Genomic DNA, 24,347 nt, shown 5'->3' on the forward strand with positions numbered 1-24,347 from the left:
CATTTAGAGGACTGCATGTTTAAAAATGGGCGGAAAAGTGTATAGTAATTATTGGAATCAACGTTATTAAGTTGAATGGAGGAATTATGTATGGCAGAAACAATATTTACTTCAAAAGCTACTGTAGAAGGTGGCCGTGAAGGTCACGTACGTTCTGACGATGGAATGATCGATGTGAATTTAGAACAGCCGGGCTCTGGTTCTTCTAAATCAGGTTCCAATCCGGAACAGCTCTTCGCCTCCGGCTATGCAGCCTGCTTTGATGGCATGCTGAACCTTCAGGCAAGCAAAAAAAATAAAGACGTTTCTTCTAAAACAACTGCAGCTGTAAGCCTTCAAAAGGACGAATCCGATGGCATGTTCCAGCTGGCTGCTGAACTTACAGTGGAAATCAGCGGTGTTTCGAAGGAAGAAGCGGACGAATTAGTGGATCTTGCCCACCAGTACTGCCCGTATTCCAAAGCCACGCGCAATAACATTGAAGTAAAAGTTCAATCTGAAGTAAAATAGAACGTAAAAGAGGGTCCGCAATAAAAAGCGGGCCCTCTTTATATGTATACCGCTGCTTTCAGAGAAAGCAGGGTGGAATTTAGCGCGAAAGGTTTTCTTTAAACTCGTCCATTGGAGAACGGAGTGTAATAATGCACTCTTTATGATAATACTCTTTAACACCCTGGACGAGCGCCTGCTCAGAATCGCAATAATAAATTTGGCCCCGGCCTAAGTCCATCTGTTCGATATCCTCCAGTGTCCCCACCGTGACTTGCCTTCCAGAACGGTCAACAAAATATGCAAATCTATTCCTCACAGCCATTTGCCCGTCCTCCTCGCATAATTATAGGCGTAATTAAATGAAAATTTTGTAATTTAATTATATCGTCATTAATACAAACTGTTCAATGCAGTTTATGTTACGTTTTTATTACAATTAAAGGAGCAGTGTAAACGTATAGTTAATTCATAAGGAATATGAAAATCAGATAGATTTTTTTTCATGAATATGGTAATGTTAATTAGTTCATATGAAATGATCGAATAAGCATAAAAGGGGAATATATACTTGACTTTATTTTCAGAACTAAGATTGGAATCACCTATTCTTCAAGCTATTGAAGAAATGGGATTTGAAGAAGCAACACCAATACAATCGGAAGTTATTCCAAAAGCGAAGAACGGAACAGATATCATTGGCCAGGCACAGACTGGTACAGGCAAAACTGCTGCTTTCGGCATACCACTTCTTGAAGCAGCTGATAAAACAGCCAACGCTCCGCAGGGTATCGTACTTGCACCAACAAGAGAACTTGCTGTACAGGTTTCCGAAGAATTAAACCGCCTTGGAAAGCATAAACGTGTTACAGCAGTAGCCGTTTACGGAGGCCAGGACATTCAGCGCCAAATTAAAGCACTGAAAAGAAAACCGCAAATCATTGTAGCGACACCGGGTCGTTTAATGGATCATGTGCGGAGAAAAACGATCGACCTTGGAAAAATGAAGACAGTTGTTCTTGACGAAGCGGACGAGATGCTCAGCATGGGGTTTGTGGATGATATCGAAGAAATCCTAAAAGATATTCCGGAACCGAGGCAAATGCTTTTATTCTCAGCTACCATGCCTCCAAAGCTAAAGCGTGTAGCAGATAAATTCATGACCAGCCCGGAACAGGTTCAAGTGAAAAACAAAAGTATGACCGTGGCTAAAATTGATCAGTATTACATTGAAGTGAGCGAACAGGAGAAGTTCGAAACCCTTTGTAATATGCTCGATTATACACCACCGGAGCTTGCGATTGTCTTCGGGCGTACTAAACGCCGTGTAGATGAATTGACAGAAGCTTTATCAAGACGTGGGTATGCGGCAGAAGGCATTCATGGAGATATGAAGCAGGCTCAAAGGGACAAAGTGCTGCAAAAATTCAAAAGGGGTACTATTGAGCTTCTCATAGCGACTGACGTAGCAGCCCGCGGTATTGACGTGAGCGGTGTTACACATGTGTACAACTTTGATCTTCCGCAGGATCCGGAAAGCTATGTGCACCGGATTGGCCGTACCGGCCGGGCAGGAAACGAAGGTGTAGCCTACAGCTTTGTGCCGTCGAGAGAGATGACTCATCTGCGTCTTATCGAAAAGACCGTACAGGCTAAGTTAAAAAAGGCTCCTAAGCCGACGAGAAATGATGCAGTTGAAGGGCGAGCCCAGCAGGCTGTAGAGAAACTGGTCGGATCGATGGAAGTGGACGATAACGAATATTGGGAACGCACGGCAGAAGAGCTTCTGAACGAATACGATGCGAAACAAATCGTAGCGGCAGCACTAAAAATGAATGTCCGTGAACTGAAAGAAGAGCCGGTTAAACTGACTTCAGAAGCACCTATTCGTAACAAAGGCCCTAAAGGCCAGGGCAAGCCTTCTTCGAAATATAAGCAAAAACGGTCTCAGGGCCACGGCTCCAATAAAAACAGCCGGCCGCCAAGAAACAAAAAGAAAAGAATGGATCTTTCCTAAAACTAATTTTTCGTATAAGCACTTTCCCTTATGGGAGGTGCTTTTTTGGTGGGCTGGCTTGAAAATAACTGTACGTTTTTCAGGACCCCCCGCAAATATGCTAAGATAGGAAAGGACGAGAAAGGAACGGTGAGAACATGAGTCTGCTTGTAGCGGAAAATCTATACCAGACAACCGGCACAAAGGTGCTTTTTGACCATATTTCATTTACTATTGAGCCCGGGGATCGCATCGGGCTGATTGGCGTTAACGGCACAGGAAAATCCTCGCTTCTGCGGGTGATTTCTGAAATTGATGCTTCAGAAAAAGGGAAGCTTCAGCATTCTAAACAGCTGCGGATCGAGTATCTGCCTCAGGATCCGGAACTGCCGGAGGAAGAGAACCTGATTGATTACTTGTATGAGGGCTCCTCTGACATTATGAAGGCAGTAAAGGATTATGAAAAAGCCCAGGCCCGTCTGGAAGAGGAGCCCGAAAGCGAAGCCGCCCAGGAACAGTGGATGAAAGCCCAGCAGAAGATGGACCAGCTCGGTGCGTGGGAGGCAGGCACTGTAGCGCAGCAGGTGTTGAACAGGCTGGGGCTGACAGTCTACAATCAAAAAATTAACGAACTATCCGGCGGCCAGCGCAAAAGAGCCTCCATTGCCCGGGCGCTTATTCAGGACTGCGATATTCTTATTCTTGACGAGCCGACGAACCATCTCGATGATGAGTCCATTAACTGGCTGGAAAAATACTTGTCCAGCTATAACGGAGCATTAATTTTAGTGACGCACGACCGTTACTTCTTAAATAGAGTGACTAACAAAATTTTCGAACTGGAACGGGGCCGGCTGCATGAGTATGACGGCAACTATGAATTGTTTCTGGAAAAAAGAGCAGAGCGTGAAGCGAACGAAGCCCATGCCGAAGCAAAGCGACAGAACACATTAAAACGGGAGCTTGCCTGGCTTCAGAAGCAGCCTAAAGCGCGTGGCACAAAACAGAAGGCCCGGAAAGAGCGGGCAGAGGAGTTAAAACAGCAGGAAGGACCGCCGAAAAAAGAAGAAGTGCAGGTTCCGGTCGGTTCTGCAAGGCTTGGAAAGAAAGTCATTGAAGCGGAGGATTTGGAAAAATCCTACGGAGAAAAGAATATGTTTTCCAAGTTTAATTATATGTTCACTCCGGGTGAAAAAATAGGCATAGTTGGACCGAACGGCACTGGGAAAACGACGCTTTTAAATATTCTGGCCAACCGTACCGAACCTGATGCCGGAGATGTCGTGTATGGCCCGACCGTAAAGCTTGGCTACTATTCGCAGCAGCAGGAAGAATTGGATGAATCCAAGCGTGTGCTCGAATACATTCGTGATATAGCCGAGGTTATATACACTGTTAACGGAGAAAGTATCTCAGCTGAACAGATGCTCGAACGCTTTCTGTTTGAGCGGGAGGATCAGTGGACGTATATTTCCCGTCTGTCCGGCGGCGAAAAGAAACGGGTGTACCTGCTCAGTATTTTAATGACCGAACCAAACGTTTTATTTATGGACGAGCCGACGAACGATCTGGACGTGCAGACTCTCAGTGTGCTTGAAGAATACCTTCAGCAGTTCCCGGGCGTAGTCGTAACTGTTTCCCACGATCGTTATTTTCTTGACCGGGTAGCAGAAAAACTGTTTGTGTTTGATGAGTCCTCCCAGGTTACTCTGTTTGAAGGCAATTATACGGAATTCATGAGTGCCGAAAAGGACAGCTCCCGGCCGGCGCTCAGTAAGGAAAAAAAGACGGAACCGGAAGCTATCAGCAATGCGGCTGGGGAAAAGAAAAAAATGTCCTATAAGGAAAAGCAGGAGTGGGACCAGATCGAGGAGCATATAGCCCGTCTTGAAGACGAGCTGGCGGAAGCAGAACAACAGATGGAAGAGAGCGGCAGTGACCTGGAAGCCATCGAAAAGTGGTCTAACATCCAGAAAGAAACCAACGAAAAACTGGATCAGGCAATGACACGGTGGGCAGAGCTTTCAGAAATAGCAGAAAAACAATAAAAGTACGGCAGTCTCTTAAAAGAGGCTGCTTTTTTTTGAGGAATAAAGCTCTTCACGTTTATATACCCGGCTTTAAGGCTATAATACCTACATATAATATATTTGCACATACTTATATTGGAATATATAGTAGTGCTTTTTTTTAGATTGAGGGAGTGAAATAATGACAATAGAAGAAAGAGAAAATATAAAAATTACGCTCGATAAAGTATGCGGGAAATGGAAAGCAGTTATTCTTATGGAGCTGGTTGGAAAAACCCTTCGTTTTAGTGAGATTAAACAGCAGCTGCAGCAGATTAATCATCAGACGCTAATCAAGCAGCTTAAAGAGCTGGAGCATGATGGGCTGGTATTACGTCATGCGTATGCGGTCGTCCCCCCGAAAGTAGAATATTCTCTGACAAGCTACGGCGCTTCCCTTGAATCACTTCTGCGGGAGCTGGAAAAGTGGGGGAGAGAGCACAAAGTAAAAATGGAGGAAGAGGGTAAAAAATCCACAGGGAGCAGCGGGTGCTGATGAGTATGATGGAAAATGATGTATGGAAGCTGGGCATCGTGGAGGCAATAGAGCCGATGGGGGAAGGTTCGCGTGTATGTATAGACGCAGCAGATGTTTTGTCCCCGGCTGAAGGCCTGCTTGTTGGAGATACAGGCCACGGGTATATTTATATATTATCGGAAAACCGTACGACCAGCACGTATCCAGCCCGGGTCTTCCGCATTAACGCCGGCGCTGTACACCAGTATATCTTTGAAGAAGGGGAAACAAGATATCTTGCAGAAGTGGAGAATGACGAGCCTGTAACCATATATGAAGGCCAAGCCTCGCGACAGGTGCCGGTTGGCAGAGTGAAGATAGAAAAACGTGACCTTGTAAGAGTAACAGTACGTGCGGGGGAGGTGAGCCTGTCAGCTACTCTGCAATGGGCAGACAGTGTCTATTTAATGACAGATCAATACGAGCCAATGGCACTGAAGGACTGCCAGCTTGGAGACCGTATCTACTGTAGAATCGATGAGCCGGGGCGTCATCTTGGCCAGTCGATTCAAGAAGAAATAGAAGAAAAGTAATGAGGAAGCATGCTTTGTTTAAAAGCGTGCTTTTTTGTGAAAAAATATATACTTATAAACTACTTTGATTGAAACAATAGGGTTTAGTATAGTATCTTTTTATTTCAAGTGATTAAAAAACGAAAGGATTACGACTTACATACAAGAATAAACCCAAAGATAAAAAACGGGAGTGGAAAGAAGGGAAAATAGTATGCTGGACTCTCTATTGTTTCAATTAATGCTGATTGGCGCTGTTGGGATTGGTTCCCAGTGGGTTGCCTGGTTTTCAAGACTGCCGGCCATCGTGGTCATGTCGGTTGCCGGGCTTTTAATCGGCCCAATCTTCGGGGTTATTAACCCTTCCGAAGCGTTTGGCGATTTGTACGGACCGATCGTTTCGATTGCCGTAGCCATTATTTTATTTGAAGGAAGCCTGAATCTTGACTTCAGAGGGCTTCAGGGGCTTCAAAAGCCTGTCTACCGCATCATTACATTAGGGGCGTTTTTAGCCTGGATACTCGGTTCATTGACAGCTCACTTTGTAGCAGGGCTGTCATGGGAAGTTTCTTTTATCATTGGCGGGCTGCTGATTGTCACGGGTCCTACTGTTATTCTGCCGCTCCTGCGCCAGGCAAAGCTGAAACCGAGGCCGGCGAGAATACTTAAGTGGGAAGGGATTGTCGTCGATCCGTTTGGTGCTCTTCTGGCAGTATTTGCGTTTGAAATTATACGCACCTTCACCTCTGAAGAATCAGCCTTTGTTTCGCTCGTTAATTTCTTTATGGCTTCGTTGTTTGCAGTCTTTCTGGGGATTCTTTTTGGCAGAATAATCGGATGGACTTTTGAGCGGGGGCATGTGCCGGAATTTTTGAAATCTCCGGTAGTTCTCTCGATGGTGATCGCAAGCTTTGTTATTTCTGACGTGGTCATGCATGAGACAGGGCTGCTGGCTGTTACTGCGATGGGGATGACGCTGGCAAATCTTCATATCAGTTCTATCAGCGATATGCAGCACTTCAAAGAAAATATTTCCGTCCTGCTGATTTCGGGTATTTTTATTATGCTGACAGCGTCCCTTGACCGGGCCACGCTGATGCAGATTTTCGATCCGCAGATCATCGCTTACGTGCTTTTGATGTTGTTCTTAGTACGTCCGCTTTCAATATGGCTTTCCACCATAGGTACTGACTTAACATTTGGCGAAAAAGCCCTGGTGGGGTGGATTGCTCCACGGGGAATCGTGGCTTTAACAGTGGCCGGATATTTTGCGAACGTTCTTGAAGAATACAACTATGCCGGGGCTTCGATTATTACCCCGCTCACATTTGCGCTGGTATTTGCCACCGTATGCTTCCACGGCTTCACCATTGGGCCGCTTGCCAGAAAATTAAACCTTTCAAAGGAAGGGCTTCCGGGGGTTTTATTCGTCGGGGGGAGTTCTTTTAGCACCAGCCTTGCGCAGAAGCTGAAAGAAATGAACGTTCCGGTATTGATTGCCGACTCTTCGTTTGAGCATTTGTTTAACGCCCGTAAAGCGGGAATTGCGTATTACCGGGGAGAAATCCTTTCAGAGCAGTCAGAGTATTCGCTGGACATGACACCCTACAATAAAATTATTGCAGCCACTGACCGGGATTCTTATAATTCGCTTGTTTGTACAACCTTTGTGCCTGAATTTGGAAGAAAGGATCTGTTTCAGCTCAGCTGGCATCAATCTGACCGGAATGAACCTGATGAACTGATGAGAAAAGTCGGCGGCCGGGTCCTGTTTGAAAAAGGCGCCACATTTGAAGAACTGAACTGGAAAGTGGATGCGGGTTATGTATTTAAATTAACTACTTTAACGAAAGAATATCCATATCAGTCTTATTTAAATGACCGCGCAGAGGACGTCGTGCTGATCGGCATCCAAAAACCGACCGGGCGCCTGGAATTCTTTACTCTTGATAATGCGATAAAGCCTGAATCTGGAGATAAAATTCTCAGCCTGAGTCCGCCGAGCAACCAGGAAGTAAAAAAGAAAGAGGAATTAAAGGAGCAGTCAAGAGAAAAACAGACTGCACCGAAACCTTCGGGGCCGTCCTTAAATTAATGAAAATATAAATAAGCCGCCTGCCCATAAACTGGGCAGGCGGTTTTTTACATGGCGCAGCGGAATTCTAATGTTATTGGGAAACATCCACGAGTAATTTACCTGTGTTTCGTCCGGTAAACAAACCAATAAATGCTTCTGGAATGCGGTCGAAGCCGGTAAGAATAGTTTCTTCATACTGCAGGTCACCAGAAGCGACCCAGGCTGCAAGCTGCTTCGTGGCTTCTTCAAATTCGTCGGCATAATCGCCTACGATGAACCCTTTCATCAGGGCACTCGACTTAATGAGCTTAAACTGAACCCTTGGGCCATAATTGTCCGGATCGTTATAAGTGGAAATTGCTCCGCACTGCACTACGCGGGCGAATTTGTTTAAATGATCGAGCACAATATCGCTCATTTCGCCTCCGACGTTATCAAAATATACGTCTACTTTGTCCGGGCAGGTCCGCTCAATAGCCTTTGTTATATCCTCTGTTTTATAGTTGATTACTTCGTCAAAGCCAATGCTTTTCATATAATCCAGTTTTTCATCGGTGCCGGCGATGCCGACAACGCGAGCTCCCTGCATTTTAGCAATCTGCCCCGCAAGTGATCCGACGGCACCAGCACCGCCTGAGATGACGAATGTCTCGCCCTGTTTAGGCTGGCCAATGCTGAGGGTGCCGAAATAGGCAGTGAGGCCAGGCATGCCCACAGCGCTTAGATAAGCAGAGACCGGAGCCGCTTCCGCCTGTACCTTGCGCACTTCTGAAGCGTTAACGTTAACGTATTCCTGCCACGGTAAGTTCCCGGTTACATAGTCGCCTTCACTTAAAGAGCTGTCGCGGCTTTCAAGTACCCTGGCTATGCCGCCTCCAGCAATTGGTTTATGCAGAGGGAAAGGCGGCACGTAAGATTCACGGTCATCCATCCTTCCTCTCATATATGGGTCCACGGAGATATAGATCATTTGCAGAAGAGCTTCTCCCTCTGCCGGCGCCTCTATTTCCGTGTGATTAAATGCAAAAGTATTTTTATCGGGAAGGCCCTTTGGTCTTTCGTTTAAAAGTATCTGTCTCGTTTTCGTTGCCATAGTATATGCGGCTTCCTTTCGTTTATGAAAAATTTGTCCAATAAGAAAAAAGTGGTCCGTCTGAGCCGAAAACAGGATCATAATCGGGCAGAGGTACTTGATAAATATTATCTACCTTTTCCGGGCGCTCGGAAGGATCCCCGGTACACATATCATAATCCGAACCATTTGGATAAGCACCGATAACTGCAAAGTCTTCACTCTGCTCAATAAGCTTATGGCCATATCCAGCCGGAAGAATCAATATGTCGCCATTTTTTATATTAAGCTGGCTGCCCTGTTCGCCACCAATGTGCAAAAGAGCCGATCCGCTTACGCATCCAAGCACCTCATGTGAGTTACTGTGATAATGATGGTATTTAAATACACTTCCTTTCCAAGCACCCAGCCAGTTGTTTGTATTAAAAAGTGCTTTAACATCATCAGAGCCGGTTGTCGTCTGCTTATAAATGAGCACCGGAAAACTAGGATGATTAGGTATTGTACCGTCATCTTTTACGGTAAGTGTTTCTATATGAACTTCATCAGGACTTTTCATATGATACCTCCCTTTATGACTGACTGGCGGCATACTTTCAATTGTATTCCACATACAGGCAGAATAAAAACTTCCGGCTTAAGAATAAACGTTGACATTGAGAATCGTTTTCAATAAACTATACTTAACAAATGAGAATTATTTTCAAATAGGAGGATAAACATGGACGGATTGATGATCATTGGAGCAGACAGACTGGGGGCCATTCCCGACCGCTTAAAAGAATTAGGCTTTCAGGACATCAAACATGTCAGCGGACGCAAAGTAAAAATGGTACAAAAAGAAATTCCGCCAAATATTGATTTGGTGCTTGTGCTGACTGATTTCATCAATCACAACGTTTCGGCTAAATTAAAGGAACGCGCCAAAAATCAAAACGTTCCAATCTGTTACGCGAAACGGTCCTGGTGTTCTATTTATAAAGCATTAAGTAACAGTAATGAAGTATGTGCGAAATGTCCGATGCTTCAAAAATGTGATTAATTAAGGAGAGATATAAATGAAAAACCAGTATCATGCAAAAAGAATAGCACCCGGGATAAATGATTTATTTGTTTCTATTATTCAGAATGTAATGAAAGAATTAACAGGAACAAACATCGAAAGCCAATTGGACGTAGTAAAATGTGTAAAAAAGCATTGGAAAAAGGTCGGTATATCTTCTCCGGAGCAGGAGACGCAAAAGGTAGTGCTGTATGCGGCCCTGATGGATGAGAGCCTGAAGGCATACCGAAACATAAAAAACCTGCGGGGGGCCCGTTTTATTTCCCTTGAAAAGGGCGGGGCCTGGTTCACTGGAAATGGCCCGAAAGAAGTTTACGTTTTGACATATACGGAGAGCACAAGCATGAAATCAGTGTGGAGACATCAGCTGTGCCCGCCTGACACGGAGCGTATGTACTGGTCTAATCTATATGCCGGCACCAAACGAATGATGCTGCACCGCAAATAAAAAGCATCTCCCTTGTTTTCACCCCCCTGGAAATGGGAATATACGGTTAGCGTCTTCTATGCATTAAAGAAGCCGTTTATTTGACAGGATAGGGGAGACGTTCATATGTATCAAAAAGCTTTACTTATTATTAACGGAAACAAAGACGTTAATGAAAAACAAAAGCAGTTAAATACATTTATCCAGGTATGGGGAACTTCTATTGTGGAGCTTGTCATTAGACAGACACAGTCCAAAGACGATTTACGTGAAACGTGTGCTTCGATTGATGAGCATGTGGAAGCAATTTTCATTGCCGGCGGGGACGGCACCGTTCATGAAAGCATAAATGGGCTCATGGAATCGCCGTACACACCTGATGTGGGAGTACTTCCGTATGGGACAAGCAACGACTTTTCAAGGTCTCTCGGCCTGGCGCAGAATCCTAAACGAGCTATGACGGACATGCTTGAAAAAAATACGAAAGAAATTGATATAGGTTCAATGAATGACCGCTTCTTCGCCAATTTTTATGGAATAGGGCTGATCGTGGAGACCTCAGAAAATGTGGACGAAAATTTAAAGGGCGCGATCGGAAAATTAAGCTATTTTATCAGCACACTGCAGACCGTCCAGAACCCGGATGTCTTTTCCTATCAGATGAAAATTGACGGAAAAAACTATGCCGGGGAAGCGGTAATGATTCTAATCATGAACGGTCATTCCATCGGTACCAATCAAGTGCCAGTTGGCGATACTTCGATGCAGGATGAACAATTTGAAATTTTCATCATCCCAGAAGGAGGCAATACCCTGGTAAGAGAATTCTTTGCCACGATGGGGACTAAAGAAATTGATAACGAAAACAGTCCTATTGAGCATGTGCTCGGTAAAAATATAGATCTTACTACAGATCCGGTGCAGCAGGCCGATACAGATGGGGAAGTTTATACCGAAACGCCTGTAAAAATTAAACTAGGGGAGAAAAAAGTACGGTTCCTTGTATCCGGTGCCCCTGCAGAATAAGGAGAGGCCATGCCGGCCTCTCCTTGTTTTTATTCTTTAAGAATATTTTGTTCCAGCTCTGCGTCTTTCACATTAGCAAGCGGCTGCATGATAAGAGAAGAATCAAAGTGATTCAAAGCCTGGCCGTGCAGAATGAGGTGCGGGGCGTCCGGGTTGGCAAGAGCAGTTCTGGCAAGAGAAATCAAATCGGCGGCGCCGTCGTTAATGATACGGGAGGATCTCTCCGGCTCTCCAAGATTGCCATTGGCAATGACAGAAAGGCCGCTGTATTTTTTAGCTGCCTGGGCCATGCTTAAGGTTTCGTTCCCAAAGCCTTCGCCGAGGCCATCGCCATCCGTAGTGTGAATATAATCCAGTGGAGTATTTCCAAGCCTGGAAAAAATAACGGAAGCATCTGCTTCTCCGGCCGGCCAGCGATACGAGCTGTCTGTAACTTTTGCCTGGGAAACGCGGATGCCGAGAATAGGGACTGGGCCAATAGCACCGCGGACAGCTTCGATTACCTCCGTAAGAAAGCGGACCCGGTTTTCCACGGAACCTCCGTATTGATCGGTACGTTTATTAGTGGATTCAGATAAAAACTGGTCAAGCAGGTAACCATTTGCCCCGTGAATCTCTACGCCATCGAATCCCGCTTCAACCGCGCGGAGAGCTGCCTGTACAAATCCTTGTTTAGCGGTTTCCATATCGTTTTCATCCATGGTTTTCGGTACCGGAAAAGGCCCTTGGCCTCCGTAAAAAGATACTTTTTCAGCTGGCGGCTGTACGGCAGAGGCGGAAGCTGTTTCACTGGTATATTGATTATACTGCGATTGGGACCCTGCATGCATGAGCTGGGCGATTATTTTGCTTCCGTGCTCTTTAACCGCCTTTGTAATCGGCTGCCAGCCTTGCTGGTGATTTTTGTTGGCAAGACCGGGCTGATTAGCATACCCCTGACTGTACACTTCGTCAGTATAAATACCCTCTGAAATAACAGCGGCAAAGCCGCCGAGAGCGTAGCGTTCATAGTATTGGCGCATCCGGTCATTTGGCGTGCCGTTATCATCTGCACTGATTCGCGTCATCGGAGCGACGGTCATTTTATTTTTAAAAATATGGTTACTCACATGCTGTTGGTTAAACAAGGTTTTTTCTACTTGTGTCATATTGCTCCTCCTAAGCTTTTGTAGGTCTCCCTTTCACGTCATTCCCTTTTTCAGCATTGGAAAACTGAAGGAATTCTTAAAAAGCGGAACATAAATAAAAATAAGAATTGCGTAATCTGGAAAAGTGCGATATCATAATTTTCAAACATATTACTCCTCTGGTAAAAGGAACCTTTACCCAAAGCGTTCTTCTTTTAGCAATCAGGAGGTGAATGACATTTGTACAACGAGAATACTATTTACATTGTAGGAGAGGCTAAATCCCCTTCAAACAATCCGATTACTGAACAGTACCAGGTATTTTTTATCGGCTTTGTAGTGGATACTTTGACAAACGAGATACTGGAGGCAGAATGCTCTGCTATTCTTTCTTTAACCGCCCGCTTCGTGAAAGAAATATTCACAGGGGCTTCAATTCAGGAAAGTGAGCGTCTTGTAGAAATTATCCAAAAACGTTACCATGGTTCGTCCCAGAAAGCGATGGTGGTAGCTCTGCGAAACGCCAGTTTAAAGTACAAGCAAATAAAGGCTGACATGTAAGCCATGCTGCTTTATCTTACCGGATAAAACCCAGCAAAGAGATTTTTTCTCTTTGCTGGGTTTATTTATATTCAACAATTCAAAGGAGGTTATTCCACATGATAGAAAGCGGTGCTCTTTACATTAGTGTTTTAGTTGCTACGGTGGCACTTCTCGTAGGTGCTGAAAAAGTAACAAAAAGTAAATTTTTCAAGTATGTACCGACGGTCGTGCTCATTTACATCGTTGCGGCTTTGTTAAACACCTTTGGAGTCTTCAGCGGATCCGAAGCTCTTGGTGAATTAAACTCAGGTATACGTTCTTTACTGCTGCCGGCAATGATATTCTTGTTTTTATTGAACTGTAATATTCTACAGATTATCAAGCTTGGCCCGAAAATGCTGCTAAGCTACGTTGTAGCTGTGATTAGTATTATCGGCGGTTTTACGGTTACATATTATATTATGCAAGGATTTTTAGATACACAAACGTGGAAAGCTTTTGCTGCCCTGGCTGGTTCATGGACAGGAGGCTCAGCAAATCTTGTAGCACTGCAGGGCATTCTTGAAGTGCCTGAGAATTTATTCGGCTATGCTTTAATTATGGATACAGTAAACTACTCGTTTTGGGTAATGCTGCTATTTTGGCTCGTTCCTTTCCAATTCGCGTTCAATCGATTTACAAAAGCGAAAACAGAAAGCATTGACCAGATGCAGTACAATTTGTCCCTGGAGGAAAAGGAAACAAAACCTCTAACATATGTAGAAATTATTGTCTGTTTAGGGTTCTCCATGCTGGTGGCCTCGCTTGCCATTGCAGTAGGAAATACGCTGCCGGAAGCTGGGAACGCAGTGAATGCAACCACATGGACGATATTAATTGTTACTGTGCTGGGAGTGGGTCTTGCTGTAACGCCGGTCGCCAGGTTAACGGGAACGATGGATATAGGCTACTTGATGCTTTATACAATTATCGCTCTAATTGCTTCTAACGCAGATTTTTCAAATATTGCCGAGGTTCCAGCGTATATTATTTCCGGCTTTATGATCTTATTTTTTCACGGTGCTATTATGCTGCTTCTGGCAAAGCTGTTCCGGCTCGATCTATTCACTCTCGGCATCGCCAGCCTGGCCAATATTGGCGGTATGGCCTCTGCTCCAGTACTCGCAGGAGCCTTCAGCCGTACTCTAGTTCCGGTAGGAGTAATGATGGCATTAATAGGCTCATTTATGGGCACCGTCGTTGGCGTTACGGTGGCGGAAATCTTATCAAGAATTTAAGAGGCGGGATGTTGAATGGAAATATCTTATCTTGAAACGAAAAGGAAAATGATTCCCTTGAATCGGCCGTTTGTTACTTCCGTAAGGACGGTTACAAGCATTGAAAATGTTGAAGTGAGCGTAATGCTGGAAGACGGCACTGCAGGGAGAGGAGCAGCTGCACCGGCTCTTGCAGTAACGGGAGAATCTCCATCAAGTATCGAAGCAGTTATCAAAGGTCCAGCTGCGGAAGCGCTAGCAGGAGCACCAAGCGGAGCTTTGCAGGAAAATGTGCGTAAACTTAAGGAGAGCTGTTATGGGAACTTCAGTGCAAAAGCGGCAGTAGAAATGGCTCTTATAAACGCGTTTACAAAGCAGCGCCGCTGCAGTCTCCTGGAGTGGCTGGGAGGAGAGCCCTCTGTACTGGAAAATGATATGACGATTAGCATGGAAGAACCGGAACGAATGAAAAACACAGCAGAGCAGTATATCAACGAAGGATTCCGCTATCTGAAAATGAAAGTTGGAGATGATGTCAGAAAAGACTATCAAAGAATTCTGGCTATCGCGGAAGTGCTTCCGCCAGGCGTCATGCTCAGAATCGATGCCAACCAGGGATGGACGTCTAAAGAAGCGATTGCATTTATTCAACAGCTCGAAAAAGAAAGGATTCCGGTACAGTTTATAGAACAACCCGTCGCAGCAGGGGACTGGGAGGGATTAAAAAAAGTTACAGAATCCACCGGAACACCCATCATGGCGGACGAAAGCTGTAAAACATATACAGACGCCCGCAGGCTCGTTGAGCAGCGTGCCTGCGATATGATCAATATTAAACTTATGAAATGCGGTGGACTGCTGGAGGCATGGAAGATTGCTGATGTGGCAGAAGCGGCTGGTATACCGTGCATGATGGGCAGCATGATGGAATCCACGATAAGCGCCTCGCCGGCAGCTGAACTAGCGCTTGCTCATCCGAACATTAAAATGATCGATCTGGATGCTCCAAATTGGCTTCAGGAAAATAATGCCACTACTATTTCTTTTGAAGGGCACCAGATAAAACCTCTGAAACATGCACAGAGTAGTTCTGTTACTTTTAAGGAGGAGGAATCGCGATGAAAAAATGTCACTGGACTTCAGCAATCATGATCGCAGTCATAGGAACAGCAATAACAGCTGGACCGGTAAAAGCAGCAGAAGTAGAAGTGAACGAAACAGCTTATACAGATGTGAGTGCAATGACGATGTGGACGGAGCCGAATATTCTCCGGGAAATGGACCTCCCCTCAGCCTCCAATCCGGCCAGCCTGAATGAATGGACATCGGCTATGAATGTAGATGACAAGCTCTGGCTTGTTGGTAATCTGGAAAGCCAGGCGCTGTTTGGTTCAAAGGTCCATGTTCTAGAAAAAAAGAAAGGATGGGTAAAAGTTGCAGCGGAAGGCCAGGGAACACCAAGAAATGAATTGGGTTACCCCGGCTGGGTCCCGGAAGAACAAATAGTCGAAAGCAATCGGCTCGAAAAATTAGAAAATGAACCATTTGCGCTAATCACTTCTCCCACCGCAGAGTTAACTTATGATAAAAAAGGCAGAAAAGATTATAAAGAATTGAGCTATAATACCCGATTGCCGGTGGTGAAAGAGCAACAAGAAGAAGTACTGGTAGCTACTCCTTCAGACGGGAATAAGTGGATCGATGCATCAGATATCGAAATATATAACAACGAAAATGATATCCCCGAGCCTGAAGCAAAGAATGTTATTGCAGATGGAAAACAGTTTCTTGGACTCCCGTACTTATGGGCAGGGATGTCGGGATTTGGATTTGACTGCTCAGGATTCACGCACACTATTTTTGCCGCTAATGGTATTGAGATTCCAAGAGATTCCAGCGTGCAGGCAAAGCACGGAGTGCCGGTCGCAAAAGAAGACCTAAAGCCGGGAGATCTTTTGTTTTTTGCTTATGATAATGGGGAGGGGCGGGTGCACCACGTCAGTATGTATATCGGCGGCGGTGACATGATTCATTCGCCAAACTCCCGGAGCGCGGTGGAAATCGTCAGTCTGGAGGATTCCGGATATGCAGATGAATATGCCGGGGCGAGGAGATATTTAGAAGAGTAGCAGAAAAGCGGGCCTATCACGGCCCGCTTATTTATTGTATTCCCGTATTTGTGTATTGATTTCGTGCATTTCTTTCTCAAGAATGTCCAGTTCGCGCATAATGCCATCTGTGTTGCCGCCGAAGGATTCGAGCTTTTCCAGATCCCCCTGTATACGTACATAATCTGATTTTAGCATGTCCAGCCGGTGATCGAGTTCGCGAAGAGTCATAGCCGCATCCGCCTCCATAATAAATTTATACATCTGTTTGCTATTTTAACGTAAAATCGTTATAATTTTAAATGAAAATCATTATCAATATTAATGGACGGTTCAGAATAAATCAAGATTGTAGAAAAGAAAGGGGCTTGCGACAGTGGCAAGACTTCAAGCAGAGCAAATAGATGTGTCTTATGAAAATAAACAAGTCCTGAAAAATATCAGTGTCGACATACCGGAAGGAAAGATCACGTCTATTATCGGTCCGAATGGGTGCGGGAAATCCACGATCCTGAAATCGCTCTCCCGCATCCTGACCCCGGAAGAAGGCGGCGTTTACTTAGATGGCAAATCTATTCATGAAATGAAAACTAAAGAAGTTGCTAAAAATATGGCTATGCTCGCCCAGACTCCAGACATACCGCTTACGTTAACAGTGGAACAGCTGGTTTCGTTCGGCCGGCATCCGCACCGCAAGCGCACCCGGAAATTGACTGCGGAGGATCATGCCTCTATTCAAAGCGCGATGAATGACACTGGAGTTTTAGAATTTGCGGATCGTACGCTGGACTCCCTGTCAGGCGGCCAGCGCCAGCGGGCCTGGATTGCAATGGCACTTGCCCAGGACACGGACCTGCTGCTTCTGGATGAGCCGACCACCTATCTCGATATGGCTCACCAGCTTGAAGTGCTTGAGCTGCTTCAGCAATTAAACGAGAAAGAAAGCCGGACGATTGTAATGGTGCTTCATGACTTAAACCATGCCGCCCGCTTTTCTGATCATTTAATTGCTATGTGCAGCGGAGAAGTCCAGTGCATCGGCTGCCCAAGTGACGTCATTTGTAAAAACGTGCTCCGGCAGGTATTTGGCATTGACGCCCATGTCGTAACCGACCCAAAGAGTGGAAAACCGCTTTGCATGACGTATGATTTAATCGACCGCACGCCTGCTTCCGCGACGGAAATATCACAGACCAATTAAAGCAGGTAAAGCCAGGAGTCCCGCCCACAGCGCGGAAGCTCCTGGCTTTTTTTGTTCAATTATTTTGTCCTGGAGCTTTTATGCATCAGCCACAAGAAGAATGGTGTGCCGATCAAAGCAGCTACAAGCCCGGAGGGAATTTCGTCAGGAGCGAGTACTGTCCGGCCCACTGTATCGGAAAATACGAGAAGTGAGCCGCCAATAAACAGCGCTACGGGAAAAATACGCATATAATCCTGGCCAACAAGCATGCGTGCTAGATGAGGCGCGACAAGCCCGATGAAGCCGATCGTGCCAACAGCGGCTACTGCCATGGCCGCACAGAAGGTGGCAAGCAGTACGGCGGCCCAGCGTGCAAAGGTTAAACGTTCTCCGAGAGCGATCGCTGTCTGATCTCCGAGTGCAAGCACATTTAATGAAGGAGCCAAATACCAGACAAGCGGTATACTTATGGCAAGGGGAAGCAGCAGAAACTGCTGGAGCTCTTCATAGCCGGTCGCATACGTACTGCCGGAAAGCCACGTTAAAGCTGCGGCGGCGTTTAAATTAAAACGGGTAATCATAATTTGTGACAGGGCGCCACCCACAGCTGACAGGGCGATACCGAGCAGAGCAAGTACAGCGGGGTGAAATTTAGTTTTCCAGGAGAAAAATAAGATCACGCCTACCGCTGCAAAAGCCCCGGCTATGGCACCGAGTGGAATAAAGGCAGCAGGAATGTCCCTGAAAAGAAAAAGTACAAACAGCGCCCCAGCACCTGCACCTGAAGTGACTCCGAGCACTGAAGGGTCTGCGAGGGGATTGCGCAGAATACCTTGATACAGCATGCCGCTTAGCGCCAGCAGCATGCCGGCAGCAAGCGCCGTTAACAGCCGTCCGAGTCTTAAATCGAATATAATAAACCGCTGGCCGCTGCTCTCTTCTGAAAATAGGGCCTTCCACGTGTCAACGAAACTAAACCCTGTGGACCCACCGGCCAGTCCCGCAAAAAAGACGAGAGCAGTAAACATAACAGCACATGCTAAAACAACAGGATATTTCAGCCCCCGGCTTTGACGCCCCCCGCCAATAGCACTCTGTTGTTCTGTACCGAAAAACGAGCCCCGGTGCTTTAAAATGAGCCATACGAGGAACGGAGCGCCGATTATTGATGTAACTGCGCCGACGGGAAGCTCACTGAGAGAAGGATCCACAGCCCGGCCCAGCACGTCCGCTCCTATTAGAAGCACAGCCCCCCAGAGCATAGAGCCAAACAATAAAGTTGAATGCAGCTGGTAGCCCATTAAACGTGTTAAATGAGGCGCCACGAGGCCAATAAAACCGATAGGACCGACAACACTTACGACAATAGCTGTAAGGCCTACGGCAAGGAAAAACATACATGCTTGAGTTACCCTTACATTCTCTCCGAGCGTGGCCGCCTGGTTTCTGCCAAGCAGCAGAATATCGAGGCGGGGAGCGAAAAAGAACGCAAGAAATAAAAGTAAGAGCAGTACTGGAAATACAAAGCGGACGCCGCTCCAGTCCTGCTGTACAAGAGTGCCGTTACCCCATAAAAACAAGCCGGCGGTCTGAACTTCAAAAAATATCTGCAGAACCGCGGTAAAGGAGGAAAAGGCGATAGACAAAACGAGACCGGCCAGCGCCATTCGTACGGGCGTAGCTTCGAGCCCCCCAGCCATCGTAAAGACCATCAAAGCAGCCAGACAGCCTCCTGCAAATGCGGCGAGAAAGCCGCTCAAGCCGAGCCAGTCGGGCAGTATCGTGGCGAAAGCTACAATAAAGAAATAGGCACCAGCATGAACGCCAAGTGTACTCGGAGCGGCCAACGGGTTCTTCGTGATCGTTTGAAAAATAACGCCTGACGCAGCCAGAGCTATCCCTGAGAGGATACCGATGACAATCCTCGGTAAATAGACCGTCCGAAAAATGCTGCTCTCTGTAGAATCGGTGTGCCGCAAAAGTTCCCACCAGGCCAGTATTGAAAAATTACCCGTGCTTTGTGCAAGATGCAGGTATATCAGCATTAAGAGAAGAGCTGCTCCGCCACTATATAGCAGAACAGCTCTTGAAGCGAACATCGATGAATTCATAATTACTCCTCACTTGTTAAAGTGTCAGCCACCTCTTCGGCAAATACTTCGGATGAAAGGGGCCCGCCGTAAGGCCATGTGGAGCTCGGCAGACGGTGGACATTATCGTTTTGGACGAATGAAAGACTGTTCCAGACTTCATTGTTATTCAATGTTTCTTCAATCGTACCACGATCGCCCTCCGGCGTGGGGATATCTATAAATGTCTGGTCCTGATAATTTTCAAGAGCATCAACACTCGTTTCCGTGTAGCCGTATTCTTCGAATTGCCTTGACTCATAAGCATTATCAACGCCGATCTGCTCCATTGTCTGGGCAGCAAGAGAATTGTCGGCAAACAGGCGGAAGGTTACGTTTTCGTTGGCCAGGTAGGAAAGAGAAAGCAGTACTTCTTCATCGCTGCGGCCGGCATCTTCAATTTCTGTCGACAGCTCATCATATGTTTCGTCCAGGTCATTTAAAACCTGTGCTGCTTTGTCTTCCTCGCCGACAGCTTTGGCAATGCTTTCGAAAGTGGACTCCATTTCCTCATACTGGTTGCCTTCGCCTTCGGCAGGATACGGGTTATACATCAGTGTAGGAGCAATTTCCTCCAGCTCTTCTTTGATGCCTTCATGCCGGTAGCCGGCAGTAATAATTAAATCGGGCTCGAGTTCGGCAATGCGCTCAAGGCTTGGTTCCTGCCTCGTTCCTACATCCTGGACATCTTCGGAGGGCGCCGGCTCGATATCAGCCAAATAATCGTTGTAACCATCGAGATCAGCGATACCGGCAGGCTGCATGCCTAAGGCGAGAAGGTCTTCTGCATACACCCATTCGAGAGCGACTACGTTTTCAGGTGTTTCTTCGAGTGTCACTTCGTTGTCATACCCATCCGTCACCGTCACAGATTCGCTGTTTTCAGAGGAGCTCTCTGTGCTCCCGGAATCCTCCGAACCGCCGTTGTCGCCTGAGGAACTGCAGGCAGCAAGCGAAAATGACAGAGCAGGTATTGTTAAAAGAGCTGAAAACGTTTTTAGTTTCATATGTATATCCCCCTAATTGAAAAAGATTATCAATATCAAAACCGACTTTACTATAGAAGGGGGAATAATTCAATAAAAATAAGTAATTTACACTAATTATTATTCATTAATTTGATCATAAAACTGGGCAGTAATTTCTTTCATTCTATTTTTATTTTTCCCCATGTCGCCCTTTCCGATTCTTGAAGCCGAACGAAAATGAACGTGTCCGGGACTTCCGAAATAAAAAACGACGTCGTCCTTAAATCTCAGTAACGGGGTAGTGAAAATAGTCGTTATATAATTTTCATCTTCATGAATAATTTCTGCATGCTTCTGTTGGCCAAGGATACGCCGGACCGTGCTTTTAGCTTTTTCAGGGTGGCCTGAATAATATATAGGCTCCATGTAATGCCGTTTGTCTTCGGGGGAGCTCATGGTGGAAACACAATTTGGGCTGTTAGGGCAGGGTGAAAGCATAAATTACATCCTTTCGCGGTAGAATTTTGTATGCAATATTGTGTACACTGTAAGCAGATGATTAGAAAAAACAGTGTTATTCTCTTTCCCGGAAAAATAAAGCGTTAATCGGGCACAAGAAGGGAAGGAGAAAGGGAGAAAGGAGTGGATCGAAGATGGTGAAAGTCAGCCAGGTGAGTGAAAATATCATTAAGATACACATGAAAATAGGCATTACCATCAGCGCCTGGGTCGTGAAGCATGAGAACGGGTCAATAATTATCGATACAGGCATACGACCGATGGCACCGAGGATATTAAAAGAAGCGGCACGTTTTGGCCGGGTCCAGATGATTTTATTAACCCACGGTCACCCGGACCATGTAGGCGGACTCGCTTATATCCAGGAAAAAGTAAATGCGCCTGTATATATTCATGGGCTCGAAGTTCCTTACATAACAGGGGAAAAGCCTTATCCAAACCGAAAAAAACCGACTGATTATACAAAAGGATTTTCTGTAAAGCAGCTGCCGGGGGACAGCCGTGGTGTTTTTCACTCGATGATGGGCATTGACCCTTATTTTACGCCAGGGCATTCGCCGGGACATACTGCTTATTATCACAAAAAAGATGATGTGCTGATTACCGGTGACATGATTACTTCCAAAAACGGCCGTATCGGGCCTCCGATGAAACAATTTACTGCTAACATGGATCGGGCAATGCGGAGTACAAAAACCATCCAGAAGGTCGCCCCCGGGAAATTATCCATTTGTCACGGCGAAGACCTGCAATATTCACAACACTTGTACAGCGCTTTTGTCAATGAGTATCAGTCTAAAGTATAAGGAGCCTGCCCAATTATGTATAATGAAGCTTTTATGACACGAGCGGTTCAGCTGGCACAGAAGGTAAAAAAAGAAGGAAAAGGGGACCCCTTTGGCTGCGTAATCATCCGGAATGATGAAGTGGTGGCAGAGGAAGGAAATAAAGGGTTTGAAACCTTTGATCCGACGACTCATGCCGAGCTTGAGGCAGTACGGACTGCAACGCGGCTCTTAAAAACTCCGGATCTAAGTGACTGCGAGCTCTATACGAGCGGGGAGCCGTGCCCGATGTGTGAAGCTGCCATTAACTGGAGCGGCATCCCGGTAGTATATACGGCAAAAACTGCAAAGGAGGCCGAAAATGCCGGCCTCCTTCCAGTGCCCGAAACCACCTACGAGCTGCGATATAAACCTTTGCTGGATAAAGAGCTCGATCCGTATTTGGAATAGGAGCCGGGGCAGCTAAAGCAGAAAAAACCGGAAGTAAATAAGGATACCCAGATAGATTATTAATAATACTGCAGACATGAGCAGGATAAGCCACATGTATAAAAGCGGCACATGATGTGACTGCTTTTTTATTGTGACGGCAGCGAGAGTTGTTGTGGTTCCAAGCGTAAGCAGAATTAGTACCACCAGCCAGGTGGCAATGGAAGGCCACGGAAGAAAATAAACAAACGGCATAAGCATCAGCAGGACACACATTGTATAAAACGCATAAAGCGAGGTTTTATACAGGCGTGTATCCTTTTGACGCTCTTTATGCTGACGCCGCCGGTCCAGCCTGCTGTTTGAGTTTGCCCCGCCCTCAGAGGCGGGCTGCAGCGTCTGCTTGATGCGGGCCCACAGCTGTTTCGGTGCTAGTTGTTTCCATTTTGAATAGCGTCCCATTTTCATGCTCCTAGAGGCAGGAGGAAACCATCAGCATTACGGCCGGCGTGTGAGGCCCATAAACGTTTGCAAAAATGATTTCCAGTTGCGGTTTCTGCCATAGTAATAGTCGATGATCTGTGAAAGTGATTCGAACTTTCCTTCATAAGGATACCATAAAATTTCGCTGTTCATGCTGCCACGGGCGCTCATAACAGAAGTTTCAATGCTGAATGAGCGCATGCCAGCGGTAGAATGGTAGGAGCCAATACCGCTCTGCTTTGCCCCTCCGTAAGGAAGGTAATGATTGGCAGCGTGGGAAATAACATCATTAATCATGAAATTGCCTGTGCGGACCTTTGCGGCAATGCTGGCCGCAAGCTCCTGATCGGCAGTAAAGACCGACCCGCTTAAGCCATAAATTGTATCGTGGAACAGCTCAAGGGCCTCATCTATTTTAGAATAAGTGCGGACAGAAAATACAGGACCAAAAGTCTCTTCCTTCCACACACGCATTTCTCTGTTTACCCCGGTTAGAATAATCGGCTCGATCGTCAGGCTCTGTTTGTCCCACTGCTCAGGAGGCCTGCCGGCTATTTGTTCGGCTCCCTGGTCAAGCGCTTCCTGAACCTGGCTGTAAACAATGTCCCACTGTTTTTTTGTAGTCATACGGCCGATCTCATATTCTTTTCTGTCTTCGCGGCGAAGATTTGAAATGGTGCGGTGTACACTGTTTAAAAAAGCTTCCTGAACATCTTCATGCACGATTACGCGCTCGACAGACAAACAAACCTGTCCGCTGTTCATAAAGGCACCCCAGGCAGCAGCATTCGCAGCCCGTTCCACATTGGCGTCCTCGTGGACGATCATCGCATCTTTTCCGCCGAGTTCGAGAGTAGTGGGAATCAAATGCTCCGCGGCCTGCTTCTGAATAACCTTTCCTGTAGCGACCGAGCCTGTGAAGTGAATATAGTCGGGCTGTTGTTCAATCATTAAGCGGCCGGTTTCAGCGCCGCCATGAAGGACCTGAAACACCCCGTCCGGAAAAAGGCCGGAGATTTTTTCCAGAAGCAGACTGGCAAGCGGTGTTTCTTCCGAAGGCTTTAAAAGCACACAGTTTCCTGCGGTTAAAGCTTCAACAACCGGGATGAGAGAAAGCTGAAACGGAAAATTCCAAGGAGAAATAATAACAATTTTTCCGCGCGGTTTGCGGATGATTGACGAATTTTTCCCCATAAATATCATGGGAGTTCTGACGCGTTCCCGGTTAAAAAGACCGGAAGCTTCTTTTTCAATATGGCGCAGGGCCTCAAGGACCGGAATGACCTCAGAACCCAACGCTTCGATGGGAGGCTTTCCTGTAGCTGTAGAGATAATATCGGCAATCTCCTCCCGAAGCTCGCTGATAGTAAAACGAAGCAGCTGTATGTAGCTCAGCCGTTTTTCTATGGCTAAAGAAGCCCATGGAGTGAACGCTTCATCGGCTTTCCGCCAGGCGGATTGTATTTCCTCTTCATTAGATGAATGAACAATTGTTGATTCCAATGCTGACACCCTTTCTAGATCATAAAAGTTAAGTATAATACTTTGTTCCCTTATTGGCAGCCATCA

At 46.1% G+C, this 24,347-nt stretch carries 26 protein-coding genes; 16 read left to right on the plus strand and 10 right to left on the minus strand.

Annotated elements, in window-relative coordinates; genetic code table 11:
* The first annotated feature begins 90 nt into the window (after positions 1-90).
* A complete protein-coding gene (locus tag B5066_RS01990) occupies positions 91-510 on the plus strand; it encodes an organic hydroperoxide resistance protein (protein ID WP_079474281.1) in 420 nt (139 codons plus the stop codon).
* Positions 511-589: 79 nt separating this feature from the next.
* Here B5066_RS01990 and B5066_RS01995 read toward each other — a convergent pair whose 3' ends face one another.
* Positions 590-814, minus strand: a complete 225-nt coding sequence (locus tag B5066_RS01995) for a hypothetical protein (protein ID WP_079474282.1) — start codon at positions 812-814, stop codon at positions 590-592.
* A 246-nt stretch (positions 815-1,060) separates the two neighbouring features.
* Here B5066_RS01995 and cshA point away from each other — a divergent pair, with 246 nt between their 5' ends.
* The 5 genes from cshA to B5066_RS02020 all read left to right on the plus strand — a co-directional run bounded on the left by cshA (position 1,061) and on the right by B5066_RS02020 (position 7,678).
* A complete protein-coding gene (gene cshA, locus B5066_RS02000; RefSeq protein WP_079474283.1) occupies positions 1,061-2,506 on the plus strand; it encodes a degradosome RNA helicase CshA in 1,446 nt (481 codons plus the stop codon).
* A 137-nt stretch (positions 2,507-2,643) separates the two neighbouring features.
* The gene (locus B5066_RS02005; protein WP_079474284.1) at positions 2,644-4,533 is read left to right on the plus strand and encodes an ABC-F family ATP-binding cassette domain-containing protein; all 1,890 of its coding nucleotides are present in this window, start codon (positions 2,644-2,646) and stop codon (positions 4,531-4,533) included.
* Positions 4,534-4,696: 163 nt separating this feature from the next.
* Entirely contained in the window at positions 4,697-5,050 is a 354-nt protein-coding gene (locus B5066_RS02010; protein WP_079474285.1) for a winged helix-turn-helix transcriptional regulator, read from the plus strand.
* Positions 5,050-5,604 carry a 3-dehydroquinate synthase II gene (locus B5066_RS02015; RefSeq protein ID WP_244897327.1) on the plus strand — a complete coding sequence of 185 codons (555 nt, stop codon included), beginning with the start codon at positions 5,050-5,052 and terminating at the stop codon, positions 5,602-5,604. Before B5066_RS02010 ends, B5066_RS02015 begins: the two co-directional genes overlap by 1 nt.
* A gap of 193 nt (positions 5,605-5,797) precedes the next feature.
* The gene (locus tag B5066_RS02020; protein WP_079474286.1) at positions 5,798-7,678 is read left to right on the plus strand and encodes a cation:proton antiporter; all 1,881 of its coding nucleotides are present in this window, start codon (positions 5,798-5,800) and stop codon (positions 7,676-7,678) included.
* A 73-nt stretch (positions 7,679-7,751) separates the two neighbouring features.
* On the opposite strand, the gene B5066_RS02025 is transcribed toward B5066_RS02020, so the two are convergent.
* Both B5066_RS02025 and B5066_RS02030 read right to left on the minus strand, forming a co-directional pair.
* A complete protein-coding gene (locus B5066_RS02025) occupies positions 7,752-8,753 on the minus strand; it encodes an NADP-dependent oxidoreductase (protein ID WP_079474287.1) in 1,002 nt (333 codons plus the stop codon).
* A 22-nt stretch (positions 8,754-8,775) separates the two neighbouring features.
* On the minus strand, positions 8,776-9,291 hold the full coding sequence (locus B5066_RS02030; protein WP_079474288.1) for a cupin domain-containing protein: 516 nt from the start codon (positions 9,289-9,291) through the stop codon (positions 8,776-8,778).
* Between the two features lie 162 nt (positions 9,292-9,453).
* Between B5066_RS02030 and B5066_RS02035 the strand changes: the two genes are divergently transcribed.
* The 3 genes from B5066_RS02035 (at position 9,454) to B5066_RS02045 (ending at position 11,248) form a co-directional block, all read left to right on the plus strand.
* Positions 9,454-9,774 carry a DUF2325 domain-containing protein gene (locus B5066_RS02035; protein WP_079474289.1) on the plus strand — a complete coding sequence of 107 codons (321 nt, stop codon included), beginning with the start codon at positions 9,454-9,456 and terminating at the stop codon, positions 9,772-9,774.
* Positions 9,775-9,790: 16 nt separating this feature from the next.
* Complete coding sequence (locus B5066_RS02040) at positions 9,791-10,243, plus strand: hypothetical protein (RefSeq protein WP_079474290.1); 453 nt, start codon at positions 9,791-9,793, stop codon at positions 10,241-10,243.
* Positions 10,244-10,348: 105 nt separating this feature from the next.
* Positions 10,349-11,248: a diacylglycerol/lipid kinase family protein gene (locus B5066_RS02045; RefSeq protein ID WP_079474291.1), complete on the plus strand. Its 900-nt coding sequence runs from the start codon at positions 10,349-10,351 to the stop codon at positions 11,246-11,248.
* 29 nt (positions 11,249-11,277) lie between these two features.
* Here the strand turns inward: B5066_RS02045 and B5066_RS02050 are convergent, their stop codons facing one another.
* The gene (locus B5066_RS02050) at positions 11,278-12,396 is read right to left on the minus strand and encodes an oxidoreductase (protein WP_079474292.1); all 1,119 of its coding nucleotides are present in this window, start codon (positions 12,394-12,396) and stop codon (positions 11,278-11,280) included.
* Between the two features lie 219 nt (positions 12,397-12,615).
* Here B5066_RS02050 and B5066_RS02055 point away from each other — a divergent pair, with 219 nt between their 5' ends.
* From B5066_RS02055 to B5066_RS02070, 4 genes are all read left to right on the plus strand, one after another.
* Positions 12,616-12,936 (plus strand): DUF3870 domain-containing protein, encoded by a 321-nt coding sequence (locus B5066_RS02055; protein WP_079474293.1) that lies wholly within the window; start codon positions 12,616-12,618, stop codon positions 12,934-12,936.
* A gap of 98 nt (positions 12,937-13,034) precedes the next feature.
* A complete protein-coding gene (locus B5066_RS02060; protein WP_079474294.1) occupies positions 13,035-14,195 on the plus strand; it encodes a DUF819 family protein in 1,161 nt (386 codons plus the stop codon).
* Between the two features lie 15 nt (positions 14,196-14,210).
* Complete coding sequence (locus B5066_RS02065) at positions 14,211-15,296, plus strand: dipeptide epimerase (protein ID WP_079474295.1); 1,086 nt, start codon at positions 14,211-14,213, stop codon at positions 15,294-15,296.
* Positions 15,293-16,303: a C40 family peptidase gene (locus B5066_RS02070; protein WP_079474296.1), complete on the plus strand. Its 1,011-nt coding sequence runs from the start codon at positions 15,293-15,295 to the stop codon at positions 16,301-16,303. Before B5066_RS02065 ends, B5066_RS02070 begins: the two co-directional genes overlap by 4 nt.
* Positions 16,304-16,330: 27 nt before the next feature.
* Here B5066_RS02070 and B5066_RS02075 read toward each other — a convergent pair whose 3' ends face one another.
* Positions 16,331-16,513, minus strand: a complete 183-nt coding sequence (locus B5066_RS02075; protein ID WP_079474297.1) for an SE1832 family protein — start codon at positions 16,511-16,513, stop codon at positions 16,331-16,333.
* A gap of 145 nt (positions 16,514-16,658) precedes the next feature.
* Here B5066_RS02075 and B5066_RS02080 point away from each other — a divergent pair, with 145 nt between their 5' ends.
* A complete protein-coding gene (locus tag B5066_RS02080) occupies positions 16,659-17,483 on the plus strand; it encodes an ABC transporter ATP-binding protein (protein ID WP_079474298.1) in 825 nt (274 codons plus the stop codon).
* A gap of 59 nt (positions 17,484-17,542) precedes the next feature.
* Here B5066_RS02080 and B5066_RS02085 read toward each other — a convergent pair whose 3' ends face one another.
* The 3 genes from B5066_RS02085 to B5066_RS02095 form a co-directional block, all read right to left on the minus strand.
* Positions 17,543-19,576 (minus strand): iron ABC transporter permease, encoded by a 2,034-nt coding sequence (locus tag B5066_RS02085; RefSeq protein WP_079474299.1) that lies wholly within the window; start codon positions 19,574-19,576, stop codon positions 17,543-17,545.
* A 2-nt stretch (positions 19,577-19,578) separates the two neighbouring features.
* Positions 19,579-20,601 carry an ABC transporter substrate-binding protein gene (locus B5066_RS02090; RefSeq protein ID WP_079474300.1) on the minus strand — a complete coding sequence of 341 codons (1,023 nt, stop codon included), beginning with the start codon at positions 20,599-20,601 and terminating at the stop codon, positions 19,579-19,581.
* A 99-nt stretch (positions 20,602-20,700) separates the two neighbouring features.
* Positions 20,701-21,060 (minus strand): DUF1499 domain-containing protein, encoded by a 360-nt coding sequence (locus B5066_RS02095; protein WP_079474301.1) that lies wholly within the window; start codon positions 21,058-21,060, stop codon positions 20,701-20,703.
* A gap of 155 nt (positions 21,061-21,215) precedes the next feature.
* Here B5066_RS02095 and B5066_RS02100 point away from each other — a divergent pair, with 155 nt between their 5' ends.
* Together B5066_RS02100 and B5066_RS02105 are read left to right on the plus strand one after the other, a co-directional pair.
* Complete coding sequence (locus B5066_RS02100) at positions 21,216-21,887, plus strand: MBL fold metallo-hydrolase (RefSeq protein ID WP_079474302.1); 672 nt, start codon at positions 21,216-21,218, stop codon at positions 21,885-21,887.
* A 15-nt stretch (positions 21,888-21,902) separates the two neighbouring features.
* Entirely contained in the window at positions 21,903-22,316 is a 414-nt protein-coding gene (locus tag B5066_RS02105; protein WP_079474303.1) for a nucleoside deaminase, read from the plus strand.
* A 12-nt stretch (positions 22,317-22,328) separates the two neighbouring features.
* Here the strand turns inward: B5066_RS02105 and B5066_RS02110 are convergent, their stop codons facing one another.
* Both B5066_RS02110 and B5066_RS02115 read right to left on the minus strand, forming a co-directional pair.
* A complete protein-coding gene (locus B5066_RS02110; RefSeq protein ID WP_079474304.1) occupies positions 22,329-22,757 on the minus strand; it encodes a hypothetical protein in 429 nt (142 codons plus the stop codon).
* Positions 22,758-22,793: 36 nt separating this feature from the next.
* Positions 22,794-24,281: an aldehyde dehydrogenase family protein gene (locus B5066_RS02115; RefSeq protein WP_179124013.1), complete on the minus strand. Its 1,488-nt coding sequence runs from the start codon at positions 24,279-24,281 to the stop codon at positions 22,794-22,796.
* Positions 24,282-24,347 lie beyond the last annotated feature (66 nt).

Source organism: Marinococcus halophilus, assembly GCF_900166605.1.
Lineage (GTDB): Bacteria > Bacillota > Bacilli > Bacillales > Marinococcaceae > Marinococcus > Marinococcus halophilus.